The 14,916-nt window shown below is 53.4% G+C and carries 13 protein-coding genes and 2 tRNA genes; 4 read left to right on the top strand and 11 right to left on the bottom strand.

Features of this window, described 5'->3' with window-relative positions:
- Nucleotides 1–16: 16 nt before the first annotated feature.
- From AAC086_RS20280 to AAC086_RS20315, 8 genes are all read right to left on the bottom strand, one after another.
- On the bottom strand, nucleotides 17–1,066 hold the full coding sequence (locus AAC086_RS20280; protein WP_339781492.1) for a membrane dipeptidase: 1,050 nt from the start codon (nucleotides 1,064–1,066) through the stop codon (nucleotides 17–19).
- A gap of 11 nt (nucleotides 1,067–1,077) precedes the next feature.
- Nucleotides 1,078–1,842, bottom strand: coding sequence for an ABC transporter ATP-binding protein (locus AAC086_RS20285; RefSeq protein WP_339781493.1), 765 nt, complete (start codon nucleotides 1,840–1,842; stop codon nucleotides 1,078–1,080).
- Between the two features lie 4 nt (nucleotides 1,843–1,846).
- Nucleotides 1,847–2,689, bottom strand: a complete 843-nt coding sequence (locus AAC086_RS20290; protein ID WP_339781494.1) for an ABC transporter ATP-binding protein — start codon at nucleotides 2,687–2,689, stop codon at nucleotides 1,847–1,849.
- Between the two features lie 2 nt (nucleotides 2,690–2,691).
- Entirely contained in the window at nucleotides 2,692–3,615 is a 924-nt protein-coding gene (gene nikC / locus AAC086_RS20295) for a nickel transporter permease (protein WP_339781495.1), read from the bottom strand.
- A gap of 5 nt (nucleotides 3,616–3,620) precedes the next feature.
- Nucleotides 3,621–4,688, bottom strand: a complete 1,068-nt coding sequence (locus AAC086_RS20300) for an ABC transporter permease (RefSeq protein ID WP_339781497.1) — start codon at nucleotides 4,686–4,688, stop codon at nucleotides 3,621–3,623.
- A 13-nt stretch (nucleotides 4,689–4,701) separates the two neighbouring features.
- Entirely contained in the window at nucleotides 4,702–6,291 is a 1,590-nt protein-coding gene (locus AAC086_RS20305) for an ABC transporter substrate-binding protein (RefSeq protein WP_339781499.1), read from the bottom strand.
- Between the two features lie 462 nt (nucleotides 6,292–6,753).
- Nucleotides 6,754–6,830 (bottom strand) — tRNA-Asp (locus tag AAC086_RS20310).
- A gap of 357 nt (nucleotides 6,831–7,187) precedes the next feature.
- A tRNA-Asp gene (locus AAC086_RS20315) sits at nucleotides 7,188–7,264 on the bottom strand.
- 298 nt (nucleotides 7,265–7,562) lie between these two features.
- Between AAC086_RS20315 and AAC086_RS20320 the strand changes: the two genes are divergently transcribed.
- Nucleotides 7,563–7,988, top strand: coding sequence for a hypothetical protein (locus AAC086_RS20320; RefSeq protein WP_339781501.1), 426 nt, complete (start codon nucleotides 7,563–7,565; stop codon nucleotides 7,986–7,988).
- Nucleotides 7,989–8,339: 351 nt separating this feature from the next.
- On the opposite strand, the gene AAC086_RS20325 is transcribed toward AAC086_RS20320, so the two are convergent.
- From AAC086_RS20325 to AAC086_RS20335, 3 genes are all read right to left on the bottom strand, one after another.
- Nucleotides 8,340–8,852 carry a transcriptional regulator gene (locus AAC086_RS20325; RefSeq protein ID WP_339781503.1) on the bottom strand — a complete coding sequence of 171 codons (513 nt, stop codon included), beginning with the start codon at nucleotides 8,850–8,852 and terminating at the stop codon, nucleotides 8,340–8,342.
- A gap of 79 nt (nucleotides 8,853–8,931) precedes the next feature.
- Nucleotides 8,932–9,432 (bottom strand): response regulator, encoded by a 501-nt coding sequence (locus AAC086_RS20330; protein WP_339781505.1) that lies wholly within the window; start codon nucleotides 9,430–9,432, stop codon nucleotides 8,932–8,934.
- Between the two features lie 217 nt (nucleotides 9,433–9,649).
- Entirely contained in the window at nucleotides 9,650–10,177 is a 528-nt protein-coding gene (locus tag AAC086_RS20335; protein ID WP_339781507.1) for a dCMP deaminase family protein, read from the bottom strand.
- 274 nt (nucleotides 10,178–10,451) lie between these two features.
- Between AAC086_RS20335 and pyk the strand changes: the two genes are divergently transcribed.
- The 3 genes from pyk to AAC086_RS20350 all read left to right on the top strand — a co-directional run bounded on the left by pyk (nucleotide 10,452) and on the right by AAC086_RS20350 (nucleotide 14,784).
- Nucleotides 10,452–11,876 carry a pyruvate kinase gene (gene pyk, locus AAC086_RS20340; protein WP_339781508.1) on the top strand — a complete coding sequence of 475 codons (1,425 nt, stop codon included), beginning with the start codon at nucleotides 10,452–10,454 and terminating at the stop codon, nucleotides 11,874–11,876.
- Between the two features lie 406 nt (nucleotides 11,877–12,282).
- Nucleotides 12,283–13,848 (top strand): DUF2336 domain-containing protein, encoded by a 1,566-nt coding sequence (locus tag AAC086_RS20345; RefSeq protein WP_339781509.1) that lies wholly within the window; start codon nucleotides 12,283–12,285, stop codon nucleotides 13,846–13,848.
- Between the two features lie 6 nt (nucleotides 13,849–13,854).
- Nucleotides 13,855–14,784, top strand: a complete 930-nt coding sequence (locus AAC086_RS20350; protein ID WP_339781510.1) for a hypothetical protein — start codon at nucleotides 13,855–13,857, stop codon at nucleotides 14,782–14,784.
- The last annotated feature ends 132 nt before the right edge of the window (nucleotides 14,785–14,916 follow it).

The following is a 14,916-nucleotide window of genomic DNA, read 5'->3' on the forward strand; positions in this document are numbered from 1 at the left end:
TATGTTGCCTGGTGCTTTACCAGCTTTCCTTCGCCACCCGGACGAAATTTTCACCCATGATTTTATCAACCATATCAGGCAAATAGCCTTCATTGATCAGGGCGTCGGCAAGGGCAGGGAGCTTGCGCGGGTCAAACACGGCGGCACCGCCCGCATTGGCGCCGTAACCGCGTTCTGCTGGCCAGTAAATGGCGCGATCAACGCCGTCAGGGAAGTCGTTGGCCCCTTTGACCGATGGCATGGTGTCCAGACCGATGCCAACATGGTCCACCCCGACCAGCCGAACCAGATAATCAATATGGCGCACCATATCGGGCACTTCCGGGGCATTGGCCGATTTCATGAAACGCTGAAAACCACAAACGCCAATGACGCCGCCAGTGGCGGCACAGGCCTTGATCTGTTCGTCGTCAATGCAGCGTTCATGCCCGCCCAGTTCTTTGGGGTTGGCATGGCTAAAGACCACCGGTTTGGTGGATACCCGCATAATATCAAGGCTGCTTTGCCGCCCGGTATGCGAACAATCCATGATCATGCCGCCATTGTTTACCGCCTTGACCATCTCGTGGCCCAGCGCAGTTAGCGGGATGTCGTCATCGTGGCAGCCGCCAGCGACCGAATTGTTGCGGTTATAGGCGAAATGGATTTGTTTGACGCCCAGCCGGGCAAAAACCGGCACCATGTCGGGCATGTCTTGCAACATGACCGAACCTTCCAGATCAAAGCCAACGCCGAGTAATCCGGCCTGTTTGGCTCGGGCCAGATCATCGAACGTTTCGATCTGCAGGTATTTATCGGGGTGGGCGGCGATTTTGGCGCGGAAATCGGCAATGACGCGTAAAATATGCGCCACCGAGTTCATATCCATGCCCACATTGATCGACACATAATCGATATGTCCGGCCCGATAGGTATCAAGCAGGTCGATCGGAATGATCGGGTCCAGCGGCAGGCAGGCATGGGCATCCCAGGTGAAGGAGGGGATGTGCTGGCGTTTATAGTCGCGTAATGCGCTATCGGCCGGGGCGAAGGGGGTTGCAAATTCCGTGTTGGTGGCGATTGTCATGGTAACTCCGGTCAGTCCCAATCAACAAAGCTGTCAATTACGGCGCGGTCATAGCCGCCAGCAGCCTTGTAGAGCTGTTGTGAATAGGGATGTTCAAGCGAGCCTTGTGCAAGCTGGCTGGCGGTGGCGCGTTCAACGATGCGACCGTGGTTCATAATGGCAATATCGTCGCACACATGGGCCACAACCGCGAGATCGTGGCTGACCATAATATAGGTCAGGCCAAGGTCCCGGCGCAATGCCGCCAGCAAATTAAGCACTTCGGCCTGGATCGACACATCGAGCGCCGATGTCGGTTCATCAAGCAGCAAGACGCGGGGTTCGAGAATAAGGGCGCGCGCAATTGACACGCGCTGGCGCTGCCCGCCGGAAAGCTGATGCGGGTAGCGAAACCGGAACGAATTATCCAGCCCGACCTGTTCCAGCACCTTGATCACACGGGCATCCGAATTGCCCAGCCCGTGTACGGCAACCGGTTCGCTTAGAATCCGGTCGATGGTATGGCGCGGATGCAGCGAACCAAACGGGTCCTGAAACACCATTTGAACCTGACGGTAAAAATCCTTGTCGCGTTTGCGGCCCAGTTCGTGGCCGCCGACCACCATGTTTCCTTCCCAGTCATCAACCAGGCCGGTCATGGTGCGCAAAACGGTAGATTTGCCCGAGCCCGATTCCCCGACCAGCCCGAACGACCCGTTGGCCGGAACTTTTAGCGAAACGTCTTTAAGGACATGGTTTTCACCAAACCAGGCATTCAGATTTTCAATTTCAATCATGGTCTTATCCCTCGGCCCAGCTTGCCTGACGTTGCAAAACCGGCAGGTCGTCGTGGTTGCCATCCATTTTGGGCAGGCAGTTTAACAGGCCCTGCGTATAGGGATGTTTGGCCTGGTCAAGGTCGCTTGCGCGAATTTCTTCAACCACATGGCCCTGATACATCACCAGAACCCGGTCGCAGAAACTTGAAACCAGATGCAAATCATGGCTGATGAAAATCAGCGCCATGCCGCGCTCACGTACCAGATCATCCAAAATCGCCATCACCTGCAACTGCACTGTCACATCAAGGGCAGATGTCGGTTCATCGGCAATCAGCAATTCCGGGTCAGGGATCAGCATCATCGCGATCATCACGCGCTGCCCCATCCCGCCGGAAACCTCGTGCGGATAGGATTTAAACACACGCTGCGGATCGCGAATTTTCACCGCTTCAAGCATTTCAATCGCACGGTGGATGGCTTCTTTGGTGCCAACCTTGTGATGTTCGCGGTAGGCCTCGATAATCTGGTCGCCAATGGTCATGACCGGATTAAGCGAATATTTCGGGTCCTGCATGATCATGGAAATGCGCGCCCCGCGCACCTTTCGCCATTGTCGCGGCGACAGGTTGCGCAGGTCCACATCATGAAATTGCATTTTATCGGCGCTAATGCGGCCATTGGCCGCCGTCAGGCCTAAAATGGCGCGTCCGGTTTGTGACTTGCCCGAACCAGACTCGCCAACAATGCCCAGCCTTTCGCGGCCCAGATCAAACGATACGCCACGAACGGCATTGACCGGCCCCTTGGAGGTGGTGAAGCTGATGGCGAGGTTTTTAACAGATAACAGGGTTTCACGGGGCATGGTCAGTCTCCTCCACGCGGATCGAGAACATCGCGCAAACCGTCACCCAAAAGGTTAAAGCCCAGACTGACGACAAAAATTGCCAGACCCGGCACGGTCGATACCCACCATTGCGCAAGAAGGAACTGCCGACCTTCGGATACCATGGCTCCCCATTCCGGCATGGGCGGCTGTGCGCCCAGGCCCAAAAAGCCAAGACCGGCGGCAATCAGGATCATGCCTGCCATATCCAGTGTTACGCGTACCACCAGCGAACTGATGCACATGGGGACAATATGGCCGATGATAAGGCCGGTATTTGAAACCCCCTGAAGGCGAGCCGCCTGAATATAGTCTGAATTGCGCACCATGATTGTTTCGGCACGGGCAATCCGGGCGTAGGGCGGCCATGCCGTGATTGCAATGGCAAGAATGGCATTTTCGATGCCCGGCCCCAAGGCTGAAACAAAGGCCAGTGCCAAAATCAGTTTTGGAAAGGCGAGGAAAATATCGGTGATACGCATCAGTGTGGCGTCAACCCAGCCACCAAAGAAACCGGCAGCTGTGCCGATCAAAAGACCAATCGGGGCTGCTGTAATGGCCACCAGCCCAACAATGAGAAGGGTATATTGCGCGCCATAGATCAGGCGCGAAAGGATATCGCGCCCTAATTGGTCGGTGCCAAACCAGTGAGCGGCACTGGGGGGCGAAATGCGGTTGGTCAGGTCCGCCGCCAAGGGGTTGTAGGGGGCCAATAGCGGGGCAAAAATTGTTACCAGAATAAGGCCTACGACAATCGAAAGACCGATCATGGCCAGGCGGTTTTCAGTGATTTTGATCCAGGCGACCCATGACCGACCGCATTTCGCCTGGAATCTTGATTGTGGCTTGTCGGTTGTCAGCCATTGTTTAAGGCCGGTTTTGGGCGTGTGTACGTGTGTTGTCATACTGTTTATTTCCGTGCTCTGGGATCAAGCAGGCGATAAAGCAGGTCAGAAAGCATATTGACCCCGATAAAGACCGTGCCGACAACAATCGTGCCACCAAGAACCGCGTTCATGTCGGCATTTAGCAACGAATTGGTGATGTAAAGGCCCAGCCCGGGCCATGCAAAAATGATTTCGGTCAGCACCGATCCTTCGAGCAGATTGGCATAGGAAAGGGCAATGACGGTGACCAGCGGGACCATCACATTTCCCAGCGCGTGGCGCCAGATGATCCGGGTTTCGGAAATGCCCTTTACGCGTGCTGTCAGGATATATTCCTGGCCCAGTTGCTCAAGCATGAACGACCGTGTCATGCGGGCAATATAGGCCAATGAAAAATAGGCAAGGATTGACGCTGGCAGGACAATGTGGGAGACGGCATTCCAGAATAAACCGGGGTCATCACCCAGTAACGTGTCGACAAGCATCAACCCGGTTCGGGGTTCGACAAAATCAACGTAGAATGAATCCAGTCTGCCCGGTCCGGCGACCCAGCCCAGTTTCATATAGAAAACAAGCAAGCCCATCAGACCAAGCCAGAAAATGGGCATGGAATAGCCCGCAAGACCAATCACGCGGACAATGTGATCCGGCCATTTCCCTTTGTGGACGGCGGCAAAAACGCCAGCCGGAATACCAATAGCCACCCCGATAATGGTGGCCAGTGTGGCAAGCTCCAGGGTTGCTGGGAAAACACGCTTGATATCTGTCAGGACAGGATTGGTTGTAAGAACCGATTTTCCGAAATCGCCGTGCAGGACATTGCTTATATAAATAAAGAATTGCTGCCAGAGAGGCTGGTTTAACCCCATTTCTTCGCGAACCCGGTCATAGACGGCTTGTGGGGCGCGGTCGCCCACAACAGCCAGAACCGGATCTATCGGCAAGATTCTGCCAATCAGAAATGTGACAAGCAGCAGGCCCAGAAATGTAATAACAAGCGAAAACAATACCTTGGTGATGTTTTTGCCGGTGCGATAAAAAGGACGGGCGCGTGTGCGCCCGGTCCCGGTCTGTTCTGAAACAGCGGCCATTCAACCGGTTTCCTTAGTCTTTGGTGACGAAACGATAGAAGTTGGTGTCAAATGACGGGCCAAGGATGAAGTTATTGACATTGGCACGCAAGGACGAAACTTCGGTTTCCTGGAACATGATAACAAACGGTCCGGTTTTCAGGACTTTGTCCTGAAGGTCCTGATACATGGCAGCGCGTTTTGCCGGGTCACGTTCCAGAACGGCGGCGTCAACTTCCTGGGTCATGTCACCCGGGTTCCATGAATTGCGCCATGCCAGAGGTTTGGCTGATGCATCATCGGAATTGTCGGGATTCCAGGCAAAGGTCGACGCGTTGCTGTGCGGGTCCTGATAATCAGCACCCCAGCGACCGATATAAATATCGCTCTGGCGGGCGCGATATTTGGTCAGGGTCTGTTTGTTGTCCCCTGGAATGATTTCAAGATTGATGCCAGCCTGCGCCCAGGTCGACTGGATCGACTGTGCCATCGCCATCACTGCCGTTGTGTTACGGGTATCGATGGTCACCGTAAAGCCGTCTGAAAGGCCTGCTTCGTTTAGCAGCTCGTTGGCTTTTTCAATGTTCAGCGAATAGGGGGTTTCATTGCTCGCGCCAAGGAAGCCATTGGGCAGGAAGGTTTGATGGACAGTGGCACGGCCCGCCATAATGGTATCGGAAATGCCTTTATAATCGACCAGATATTTAAGGGCCTCGACGACTTTGGGGTTGGACAGATATTTGTTTTTCTGCGACAGCCCCAAATACCAGACGGCCCCTTTGCCGCGTTTCATAATCTTGATGTCAGGATTGTCTTTAATTGATGCAATCTGGTCGGCTTCAAGGTTACGTGCGATGTCGATGTCGCCTTTTTCCAGCAATAACTGCTGTGACGCGGCTTCTTTGACATTGCGGATGATGACGCGCTTCATCGCTGGCGCACCATCCCAGTAATTTTCGTTGGCCACCAGGCTCAGGCTTTGACCGGCCGTCCAGTTTTTAAGGGCAAACGGGCCAGACCCTGCATAATGGCTGCTCAGCCAGCCATTTCCGAGGTCACCGTTTTCTTCGTGGGCCAGAACTTCTTTTTGATCTACAACTGCGCCAATCATTGACGTCAGGCAGTTTAAGAAAAAGCTGGGAGCGAAGGGCTTGTTGACTTCGATAACAAGGGTGTCGTCGTCAGTTGCGCGAATTTTGTCTTTTACATTTTCCGCGTCAAAGCCGAATTGGCCCAAAATGAAAGCTGGCGATTTATCCAGCAGAATAACGCGTTGCAAAGAAAATGCAGCATCTTGCGCTGTCATGCTGTTGCCCGAGGCAAACTTGATTCCCGGACGCATTTTAAACGTGTAGGTCAAGCCATCGTCAGAAATGGTCCAGCTTTCAGCGGCCCCGCCGACCAGTTTGGTCGGGTCTTTGATGTCAAGTTCGATCAGACGGTCATAGGTGTTGCCGTTATATTCTGTCGCCGAAAATTCAAACATCTCTGCCGGGTCAAGCGAGATGATGTCGTCAATGGCATTGGCCATGACAAGGGTGTCTTTGGGCGTTTGTGCCATGGCAACAATTGGCGTTGTTGCAAGAGCGGTTCCCATAATCAGCCCTGCGATTAGCTTGCGCATGTTGCGCCTCCCTTATGGTTGATATCGAAAGTGCGAACATTACCACGGTAAAACCATTGTTCGCCTCATTTTTGTAACAGCGAGATGACAGCATACTTTGTTGGGCTGATCAATGCTGCGGCGCAATAAAACACCCTTTTGGCATGTAAATAGAGGCTAAATGCCCGATTGCGGGAAAATACACAGATCAAAACGATTAAAAATTGTGAGATGTGATCGTTATAACTGGAAACAATAATCGGGGCAGGGGCTGAATATTGCTGCAGGGTTGAATATTTTTAAGTGTAATTTTTACAGCACTTGCCGGATTCTTTAACGACGCCAACATATCGATTGTTTCCAGTGTCAGAATCGACACGTGCAGACACTATAATAGACGTCTACCAGGTGGAGGCCTGAAAACAGACACAAAAAAAGCCGCATGATACAAATATCAGCGACTTGTTTGTACTCTAAAAAGAGTGGCGCGAGTGACGGGACTTGAACCCGCGACCTCCGGCGTGACAGGCCGGCGCTCTAACCAACTGAGCTACACCCGCTCGGTGTGTGGCGCGGTTTATATAAAGGGCTGCCGGGTCTGGCAAGCGTTTTTTTACAAAAAAATAACAGGCCTCTGACAGCCGCAGTTTTCTGCCAAAAAATGATCAGGAAGGATGTCTGGTTGATACAAGGGCTACGGAGCGAAAATTTTAAATGCGCCAAAATGAAACGTTATTTGCCTTTTCCGGGCGCTTGAAATGTATCGCGCCTTGGAAATTCGGAACGAAGGGGAGGTGTGAAGCGGCGACGTTAAAGCCTCAATGGCCATGCAGGGATGTCGGGCCAAAAGGCACCAGAAAAACAAAAAACGCCAACGAATAAATCGTGGCGTTTTTTGTTTTTCCCCGATGGGGAAATGGCGCGAGTGACGGGACTTGAACCCGCGACCTCCGGCGTGACAGGCCGGCGCTCTAACCAACTGAGCTACACCCGCTCGGTGTGTGGCGCGGTTTATATAAAGGGTCGTCCGGTCTGACAAGTCCTTTTTTCCCGGAGACGACGTTTTTTTTACCAGTGGAACCTGCGCGATTTTTCAGGTCTGCAAAATGCGCGTTTTAACGCGGTGTTGTCAGGCAGCGGCTGGGAAACATGCTTTAGAAACCTTCTTGATGCTGATCAACGTTTTCGCAGGCGCAAAAAGCTATTCCTGCAACTGCAATATATTTTGGTAAACGAACGCCTCGGAGCCGATATCGTTGGTCAGAGGCGACCAAGCAGGAATGGACCCTGCCATGAAAGATGAAGGACCGATACCGCCTTTGCTGCGTCAGATTAATGACGCATTGAAGCAGGTAAAGCCGCAGCGTAAATCACAGTCGGGGCATGCTGGTTGTTCCGATGGCGACGGGCGAAGCCAGCAGACCAATGTTCTTGGCTTGTTGCGCAGCACAATTTTGTTGTGGAGCGCACAAAACGCCATGTTGCGCGGGGATGCCCCGGCGGCACGCGACTGGATGACAAACCGCCTGGGGGCGGTGTCGGACGAACTCGACGGCATTTTGGCCCGGCTGGAGATATTGGGGGTTGGTCGCCATACACCCGAAAATGATGGGACGCTGCCCGCCTTGACGATGGCGATGGATAACAGTGCCTGTGACGTCGATGATTTTGAGCTGATCGACTTTGCCCCTCATCTGCATGGGCAACGCGGGACGTGATGGGCTAAAGCACATTTCCTTTAATATAACCCATTTTGCCAGCTCAGTCTGCCGCCTGGCAAGGAGAAGTCCGCCGGGCGTAATGGGTTTACGGACAAGGATTTCGACGCGGCCAGGCGGCAGACTGCGCTGGCCCACAGGGTTTGTTTTTGGCGGTGTTTGGCGGCGTTACACCGCTCGCCCGATGCGCCGCATCGCGCAGCGCGCTGTGCCTTGCCAAACGACACGCCAAAATCAAACAAAATGGGTCATATTAAAGGAAAAGTGCTTTATTTGTCTTTTTGCTATGCTGCGCAGTTCAGCCCGCTGCATGCATAAAGCATGGAATGCGCCAGGCTTTGGGGCGGGGGGTTATTCGCGGGGTTCCGCGTAACGCGTTGCCAGCTTGGCCAGGGCGACCGTTGTCGCCTGTTCGATCGACGAGCCAAACCCGGTGACGCGGCTGGCCAGAATGACGTAAATGGCATCAATATGCAGTTGTGTAACCATTAACTGGCGGCGTGAGGCGGTTGTTCGGTCTGCCAGGAAAATTTCAAGAGACTTGGCGATCTGCGTCATAAGCGGATAATCAAAAGTACCGCCTAATGCCTTGGTCGCATAGGCAAGGTCAGCGCTTTTTTCGATGGCAATCGTACGCATGTCGGGGTTTGTAATCGCCTCGATCACAAGTTGCCGGGCTTCGGTCAGTTCATGACCGATGCTGCGCACGAACGAATCGCTGCTGCGTTGAACAACTTTTTCAAGTTCTTCAAGCTGTTCCGGGGCAAGTTCGACGTCGAAACCCTTGGTGAAATTCACCGCGCGCTGTTTTAGTTCAGTGCTGGGCGGGATGACTTGAATTTTCGGCGGATTCTGCTTATTCATCTAAATTGGTCTATCCCGGCAAGTGGAATTGAATGCCGCAAGTTGAGCAATAAACCTTACCTGTTTTAAAGATAGTATTCTAGCGTCTCGTCTCGGTGTTGCGGCGGTCAGGGCCGTCGAATGGTGTTTGCCGACGGCGGCGATCCGGCCCAAAATAGGTGGGGGTATTGATAAAATGCCGGGGGCGGGTGATGGATGATACCAGTCTGCTGTATAATGCCTTGGCATTAAACGGTTTTGCCAGAAATTCGGTGATGCCCAAATCACGGGCCGTTGTCACATAGCGCTGTTCGGAATGGGCGGTTAACATAATAACCGGAACAAAACGATTGGGCGATGATGTTGAATTGCGCAGGGAATCGAGAAATTCCAGCCCATCCATGCCGCGTAACCGCCATTCGGTAATGATGATGTCTATTTGCCGGTTGCGTAGGATGCGAAAGGCATCTTCCGGTTTGCCAACCCGCTGCACATCTATTGCGCCAAGATATGACAGGGTATCATAAACAACCTGTGCTGATATCTTGTCGCCGTCAACGACCAGAAAACTGACTTTGCTAAAATCGATTTTTGCACTCATCAGATCTTGTTTCCGCATGGGGCTGAAGTGGCGATCACCACCGCCGATAGCAACAATGCTGTAAGCCTGCCGCCAGGGTGGCAGGCTGCGTTCCATCGCTTGCCTGTAATTCCTTAGCGGTTTGGCGGGCTGGCGGCAAGTGTGAACTCTATGATGCTATTGGCAAAAATCACTTATTTTTCCGATTTGGCCGGTCATTTTCGGTAACGTTTAGTTTCTATATACCCTTGGGTGGTACCGCGTTTTCCAATATCGGCTCGCCGGGGCTTTCCGCCGTAAGTGCGGTGGTGGTGCCTTCGCCGGTGATCAGCCGAACGCTCACACCGGACTCGCCAAACATTTCGGTTGATATGTTCATGTCATGTTGCCAGCGCTCGAGAAAATCGGGGGTCAGTTTTTGCTGATCGACATAAACTTCGGCAATACCGGCCTGGATAATAGCGCGCGCGCAGTCGCTGCAGGGAAAATGTGTTACATATAATGCGCAACCATCTAGCGATGTGCCGGTATAGCTGGCATTGTAAATGGCGTTGCGTTCGGCATGTTCGGTATAGGCATATTTGGTGGGGCGTTGATGGCGGCTTTCCACCGTGTCATCGACACCACGAGGAAAACCGTTATAACCAACAGCACGAATTTCTTTTTTGGGGCCGATGACAACGGCACCGACTTGTGTGCTGCGATCTTTCGACCAGTCTGCGATATGGGCGGCCAATGCCAGAAAACGGTGGTCCCATTTGCTCATTTCTGAAAATTCCTGATTGGGGCCCCGGATCCTTGATACGGGGCAGTTGTCGATTGATCTTTCTTTTAAAGAGGTGTCGGCAGGGGGGAGTCCAGCGAAAAAAATGTCATTCGACCTTGGCTTAGCAGAAAAGTAACTGTTCAAAGCGGGTGTGATTCACTATTAAGGGGATACCCCCAGATACGAGAAATCAGGATATTCTGGCGCGCCCTGTGTCAATCTGGTTGTCGCGTCAGAATTCAATGGAAACCGAAAAACAACGAGGTAAAAGCGGATGCGCCGTCAACGTAAGGCGAAAATCATCGCAACCCTGGGGCCAGCGAGTTCTAGCCCGGATATTCTTGAAAAGATCGTCCAGGCAGGCGTCGATGTCTTTCGTTTGAATTTCTCTCATGGCGAGCACGCCGAACATCAGGCACGGTTTGAAACCATCCGGGAAGTAGAGGCCAAACTTGGTCGCCCGATTGGCGTTCTGATGGATTTGCAAGGCCCGAAAATTCGGGTCGGGACTTTCGCCGACGAAAAAATCGAACTCGAAGCCGGTGTCGCTTTCCGGTTCGACATGGATAAAACACCGGGCGATCAAACCCGTGTGTCGCTGCCTCATCCCGAAGTTTTTGCCGCCCTTCAGCCCGGCGCAAAACTGTTGCTTGACGATGGCAAATTGCGGATGCGGGTTGATAAGTGCGACGAGAAATCGGCTGATTGCACCGTTGAAGTCGGCGGCCCGCTGTCAAACCGCAAGGGTGTTAACCTGCCTGATGTGATGTTGCCCATGTCACCGCTGACCGAAAAAGACCGGATTGATCTGGTCTATGGTTTGGAAATGGGTGTTGATTTTGTGGCGCTTTCTTTCGTGCAGCGTCCCGAAGACGTTGCCGAGGCGCGCAAGATTATAAATGGCCGTGCTGCCATTGTCTCGAAGCTGGAAAAGCCCCAGGCCATTGAACATCTTGATGAAATTGTCGCTCTTTCTGACATCATCATGGTTGCCCGTGGCGATCTGGGTGTCGAATGCCCGCCTGAAGATGTTCCGATTTTGCAAAAACGCATCATCAAGGCCTGCCGCGAAGCGGGCAAGCCGGTGATCGTGGCAACCCAGATGCTCGACTCGATGGTGTCAAACCCGGCACCAACCCGTGCAGAAGCATCCGACGTTGCAACCGCCATTTATGATGGTGCCGATGCGGTTATGCTGTCGGCCGAAAGTGCTGTGGGCAAATATCCGCTTGAAACCGTTAGCATCATGAATCGCATCATGGTGCGGGTAGAACGCGACGAGCTTTATTTCCGTTTGCAAGAAGCATCTCGTCCGGACCCGGAACATAATGCCCCTGATGCCATTAGTGCCGCAGCCCGCCAGGTTGCAGGAACCATTGGTGCCAAGGCTGTTGTGACTTATACCACGTCGGGTTCAACGGCCTATCGGGCTGCACGGGAACGGCCTGAAGTGCCGATTTTGGGCCTGACACCGAAAATTCAGACCGCGCGTCGTTTGGCACTGTGCTGGGGTATGCACCCGGTATTTACCCGCGATGCCACCAACTTTGGTGAAATGGTTGAAATTGCCTGTGATGTCGCCAAACGTGAGGAATTTGCCGAAAACGGTGATTCTTTGGTGATTACCGCAGGCGTTCCGTTCGGAACCCCTGGTGCGACCAATATTTTGCGAATCGCATGGCTTTCGGGGCGTAGCTGATTGCCCTGATTGCCGGTTTGGCCTGACCTGTGCCAAAGGCTGTATTTTTTCAAAGGGCTGCCTTCGGGTGGCCCTTTGTTTATTGGCTTGTTCCCCGATTCCCGTCGGTGCTGGTCCGCGACAGGCGCGTTTTACGGCGCGATGGTTCGCGTTAAGGGTGTGATCTGGCTAACTATATGACGTTTCTGGGTTTTGCCGTTTGGGCGTTAAGGTTTTTTTGAACATTTCTGTCGATAGTGAAACACATGGGAACCAAACTGCCTTGGGGACAGATTTGCGACAGGTATTTGGTTTTCAAGGAAGTTTTAGGGTGTGATGTTGTTTTGGTCCGCATGGCTTGGTAAAACCGCCGCGCCAGATGACAGACATAGACCCGGGATTTAGCTGATTGTAGCTGAAACCCGGAATGAAACGGGGAAAAAGACAGAACATGCTGGCCTGGATGTTCAATCGGCAAAAGTCAAAGGATGCGGATAACAAGGACCGCGCCAGCGATAAATTGCGCGAACTGGCCGACATTGTTCGTACCGTCGCCCCTGACGAATTTTCAACGACCCGGTCGCGAAATGATGGCAATGCCCGCGCGGAATATATCCCGCGTCACAAGGCCGGTGACGATGATCTTGTTTCCCCTCCGGACGAATCGTTTTTAAGTTTTGCGGCTCGTATTGGCGCAGATGATGATGATCTCGACGATGACGAAGATCTGGCATATTTGCCGTCCCGCCATGGCGAGGATGACAGCGATGCCCGCATGGATGTTGCGCGTCGGCTGCGCCGCCATTTGCCGGATCTAAGTCCGTCGCAACGGCTGGAAATGGTCGATGAATTTATGGATGCGATTGTCCGGCTGGCTGATTGTTACCGCCCGCAGGTTATTGCCCTGATCGAACAGGAACTGGGCCATACGCCGTATTTGACACGGCAGGTTGCCGCAAGGATGCGGCTGGATCTGGCGGCAATTGGTCAGGTTCACATCATTGAATATGTCGAACTTTTAAACGATTCTGATTTTCTCGACCTGATGCGGGGCCGGGGTGAATTTACCACCACCGCCCGTGCACGGGACCGCCTGCGGGCCAATGTTGAACAGGCCCGTCGGTTGCAGGATCGCGCCGAGGCCAGCAAGGGCGGCCTGTTTGCCCGTTTGCGCACGTCAGACGACGCCCCGCGCAACGTTGTCGATATGACGCCGCATCTGGTGCGCAGCCCGGCTGATAAACACGAGACCCCGGAACAGCGTATGCTGAATGGGCGGGATCGGTTGTCGCGCCAGGCGCAACGGCGCATGGCGCATTTTATTGCCGCATCCCTGTTTGATACATTGGTTGAAGAAGGGCGTTTACGTGCCGAAGTTGCACGTGCCCTGCGTCAGGCTGTGCGCCAGCGGATCGAAAAGGTTCGGTTTGATAGCCGCGTTGCGCGTGATACCCGTCCGCCCATTGGCGAAGACATTGCCAATGCCGAATTAAGCCTTGATGCCGCAAGTGCAACTGAAAGTGCCGCGCCGCGTGCACCCAGCGTTGAACAATACGTTCTTGATGCCCTGTCGCGCAGCGATGACGACGCAGTAGTAAGGGAACTGGCGCGGTATGCCCAGTTGCCCGGTTCGGTGATTGCCAAAATTCTGGATTCAGGCAGTGCCCGTGCCATTGCCGCCATGGCGTGGCGTGCAGGCATGTCGGCACAGTCTGCTGTTGTCTTGCAAATCAGTTCCGGTATCGATGAAGAAGCAATTGAAAAACCGGCCATCGGCGGGCGTTATAGTATGCCGCGCGGTGATATGGAGTGGTATATCGATTTCTTTACCGAACTAAGACCTGTCGCACCGCAAGATAGCGCGGCTGCTGCGAATGTCAGTGGCCCTAAATCTCCCAAATCAGGTGATAGCGTAACCGGGCAGGGTGGTTCTGCGCCTGCGGGTACCAATTCCCCCTCCTTGCGGCGCCGTTTCGTGCGTAAGGGAGATTAAGGGGCGATGTCGCTTGATTTCGGGATTTCGTATGACGGTTTAAAATATGCCCTGTCGATCAAGGACAGTTACCGCACGCGTGAACCCTTAACCGTAACCGGTGCGGGCGATAAAAAGCGGTTGTTGATGCCCGAGCATCTTCTCAGCAACGATCTTGCCCTGTTGCAATATGACGATCCGCTGGCTTTGGCCGTGATCGCCACCAAAGATCCCGAAAGCCCGATGGCGCTGGCCGCGGCAACGCGCATGGGGCCGCATGCCAAATGCAAGGAGCTGATTAACGGTATTTTTGAAGTGGTTGGCGATTCGACCAAGCACGAACTGGTGCATGACTGCATCAAACTGCTGACTAAAAATGCCTTCAGCCCCGAATCGATGCATGTGGTACGCAATCGTGCCTCGAACCATGTCGTCGAAATTCGCGAATTTTATCGCAGCGCCATGACTGAAAATTTGCGCGCATTGCTTGATGGTAAACGCGAAGCCCGCGATTTTGTTGACGAATTTATTGAACTGGCAACCAGTGGCAATTTGCGGATCGAGATTTATAAACGTCTTGTGATCAAGCTGATGCGGTCCGATGCGGTCCGCCCGAGCGTTAAATTCATGCTGCTCGAACGGTTGGACTGTTTTCCGCAAATGGTTAAAATTCAGATCGTTTCCGAGGTTAACGCTGCCCCGGATACGGCGGAATATCAGACCCTGAAACAGGAATTACGCTGGATTTACGACGCCAAAACCCGCGAAGCAAAACGCGAAAGCGGTGAAAAGGTCGGCAAGTCCTGGTTGGCACCTGCGAAAATGGATTTTGGGGTGGCTGCTGGTATGCAAGCGAGCCGTTCGTTTGATAGCGGGCGTGGGCGCGATCCTTTGCGTACCGTCAAAAGCCCGGTACCGGGCTTTAACAGCCGCGATATTGCTTCCTGGTTAAGCTAAGCCCGCGCCACGGCCTCGGCTGGCGGCCTCATTCAACCCGTCCTCCAATCTCGCCCAATTCACCTCCAATTTGATATCGCCCCTGGGGGGAGCAATTGCCTGTCGGCTTTGTACCCCTATGGGGAAACCCAC

Origin of the sequence: uncultured Thalassospira sp. (assembly GCF_963976115.1) — a bacterium.
In the GTDB taxonomy this organism is placed as follows: Bacteria; Pseudomonadota; Alphaproteobacteria; order Rhodospirillales; family Thalassospiraceae; genus Thalassospira.

Coding starts and splice junctions, on each gene's coding strand:
- AAC086_RS20280 (WP_339781492.1), bottom strand. CDS start 1,066: ATGACAATCGCCACCAACACGGAATTTGCAACCCCCTTCGCCCCGGCC.
- AAC086_RS20285 (WP_339781493.1), bottom strand. CDS start 1,842: ATGATTGAAATTGAAAATCTGAATGCCTGGTTTGGTGAAAACCATGTC.
- AAC086_RS20290 (WP_339781494.1), bottom strand. CDS start 2,689: ATGCCCCGTGAAACCCTGTTATCTGTTAAAAACCTCGCCATCAGCTTC.
- nikC (WP_339781495.1), bottom strand. CDS start 3,615: ATGACAACACACGTACACACGCCCAAAACCGGCCTTAAACAATGGCTG.
- AAC086_RS20300 (WP_339781497.1), bottom strand. CDS start 4,688: ATGGCCGCTGTTTCAGAACAGACCGGGACCGGGCGCACACGCGCCCGT.
- AAC086_RS20305 (WP_339781499.1), bottom strand. CDS start 6,291: ATGCGCAAGCTAATCGCAGGGCTGATTATGGGAACCGCTCTTGCAACA.
- AAC086_RS20320 (WP_339781501.1), top strand. CDS start 7,563: ATGAAAGATGAAGGACCGATACCGCCTTTGCTGCGTCAGATTAATGAC.
- AAC086_RS20325 (WP_339781503.1), bottom strand. CDS start 8,852: ATGAATAAGCAGAATCCGCCGAAAATTCAAGTCATCCCGCCCAGCACT.
- AAC086_RS20330 (WP_339781505.1), bottom strand. CDS start 9,432: ATGAGTGCAAAAATCGATTTTAGCAAAGTCAGTTTTCTGGTCGTTGAC.
- AAC086_RS20335 (WP_339781507.1), bottom strand. CDS start 10,177: ATGAGCAAATGGGACCACCGTTTTCTGGCATTGGCCGCCCATATCGCA.
- pyk (WP_339781508.1), top strand. CDS start 10,452: ATGCGCCGTCAACGTAAGGCGAAAATCATCGCAACCCTGGGGCCAGCG.
- AAC086_RS20345 (WP_339781509.1), top strand. CDS start 12,283: ATGAAACGGGGAAAAAGACAGAACATGCTGGCCTGGATGTTCAATCGG.
- AAC086_RS20350 (WP_339781510.1), top strand. CDS start 13,855: ATGTCGCTTGATTTCGGGATTTCGTATGACGGTTTAAAATATGCCCTG.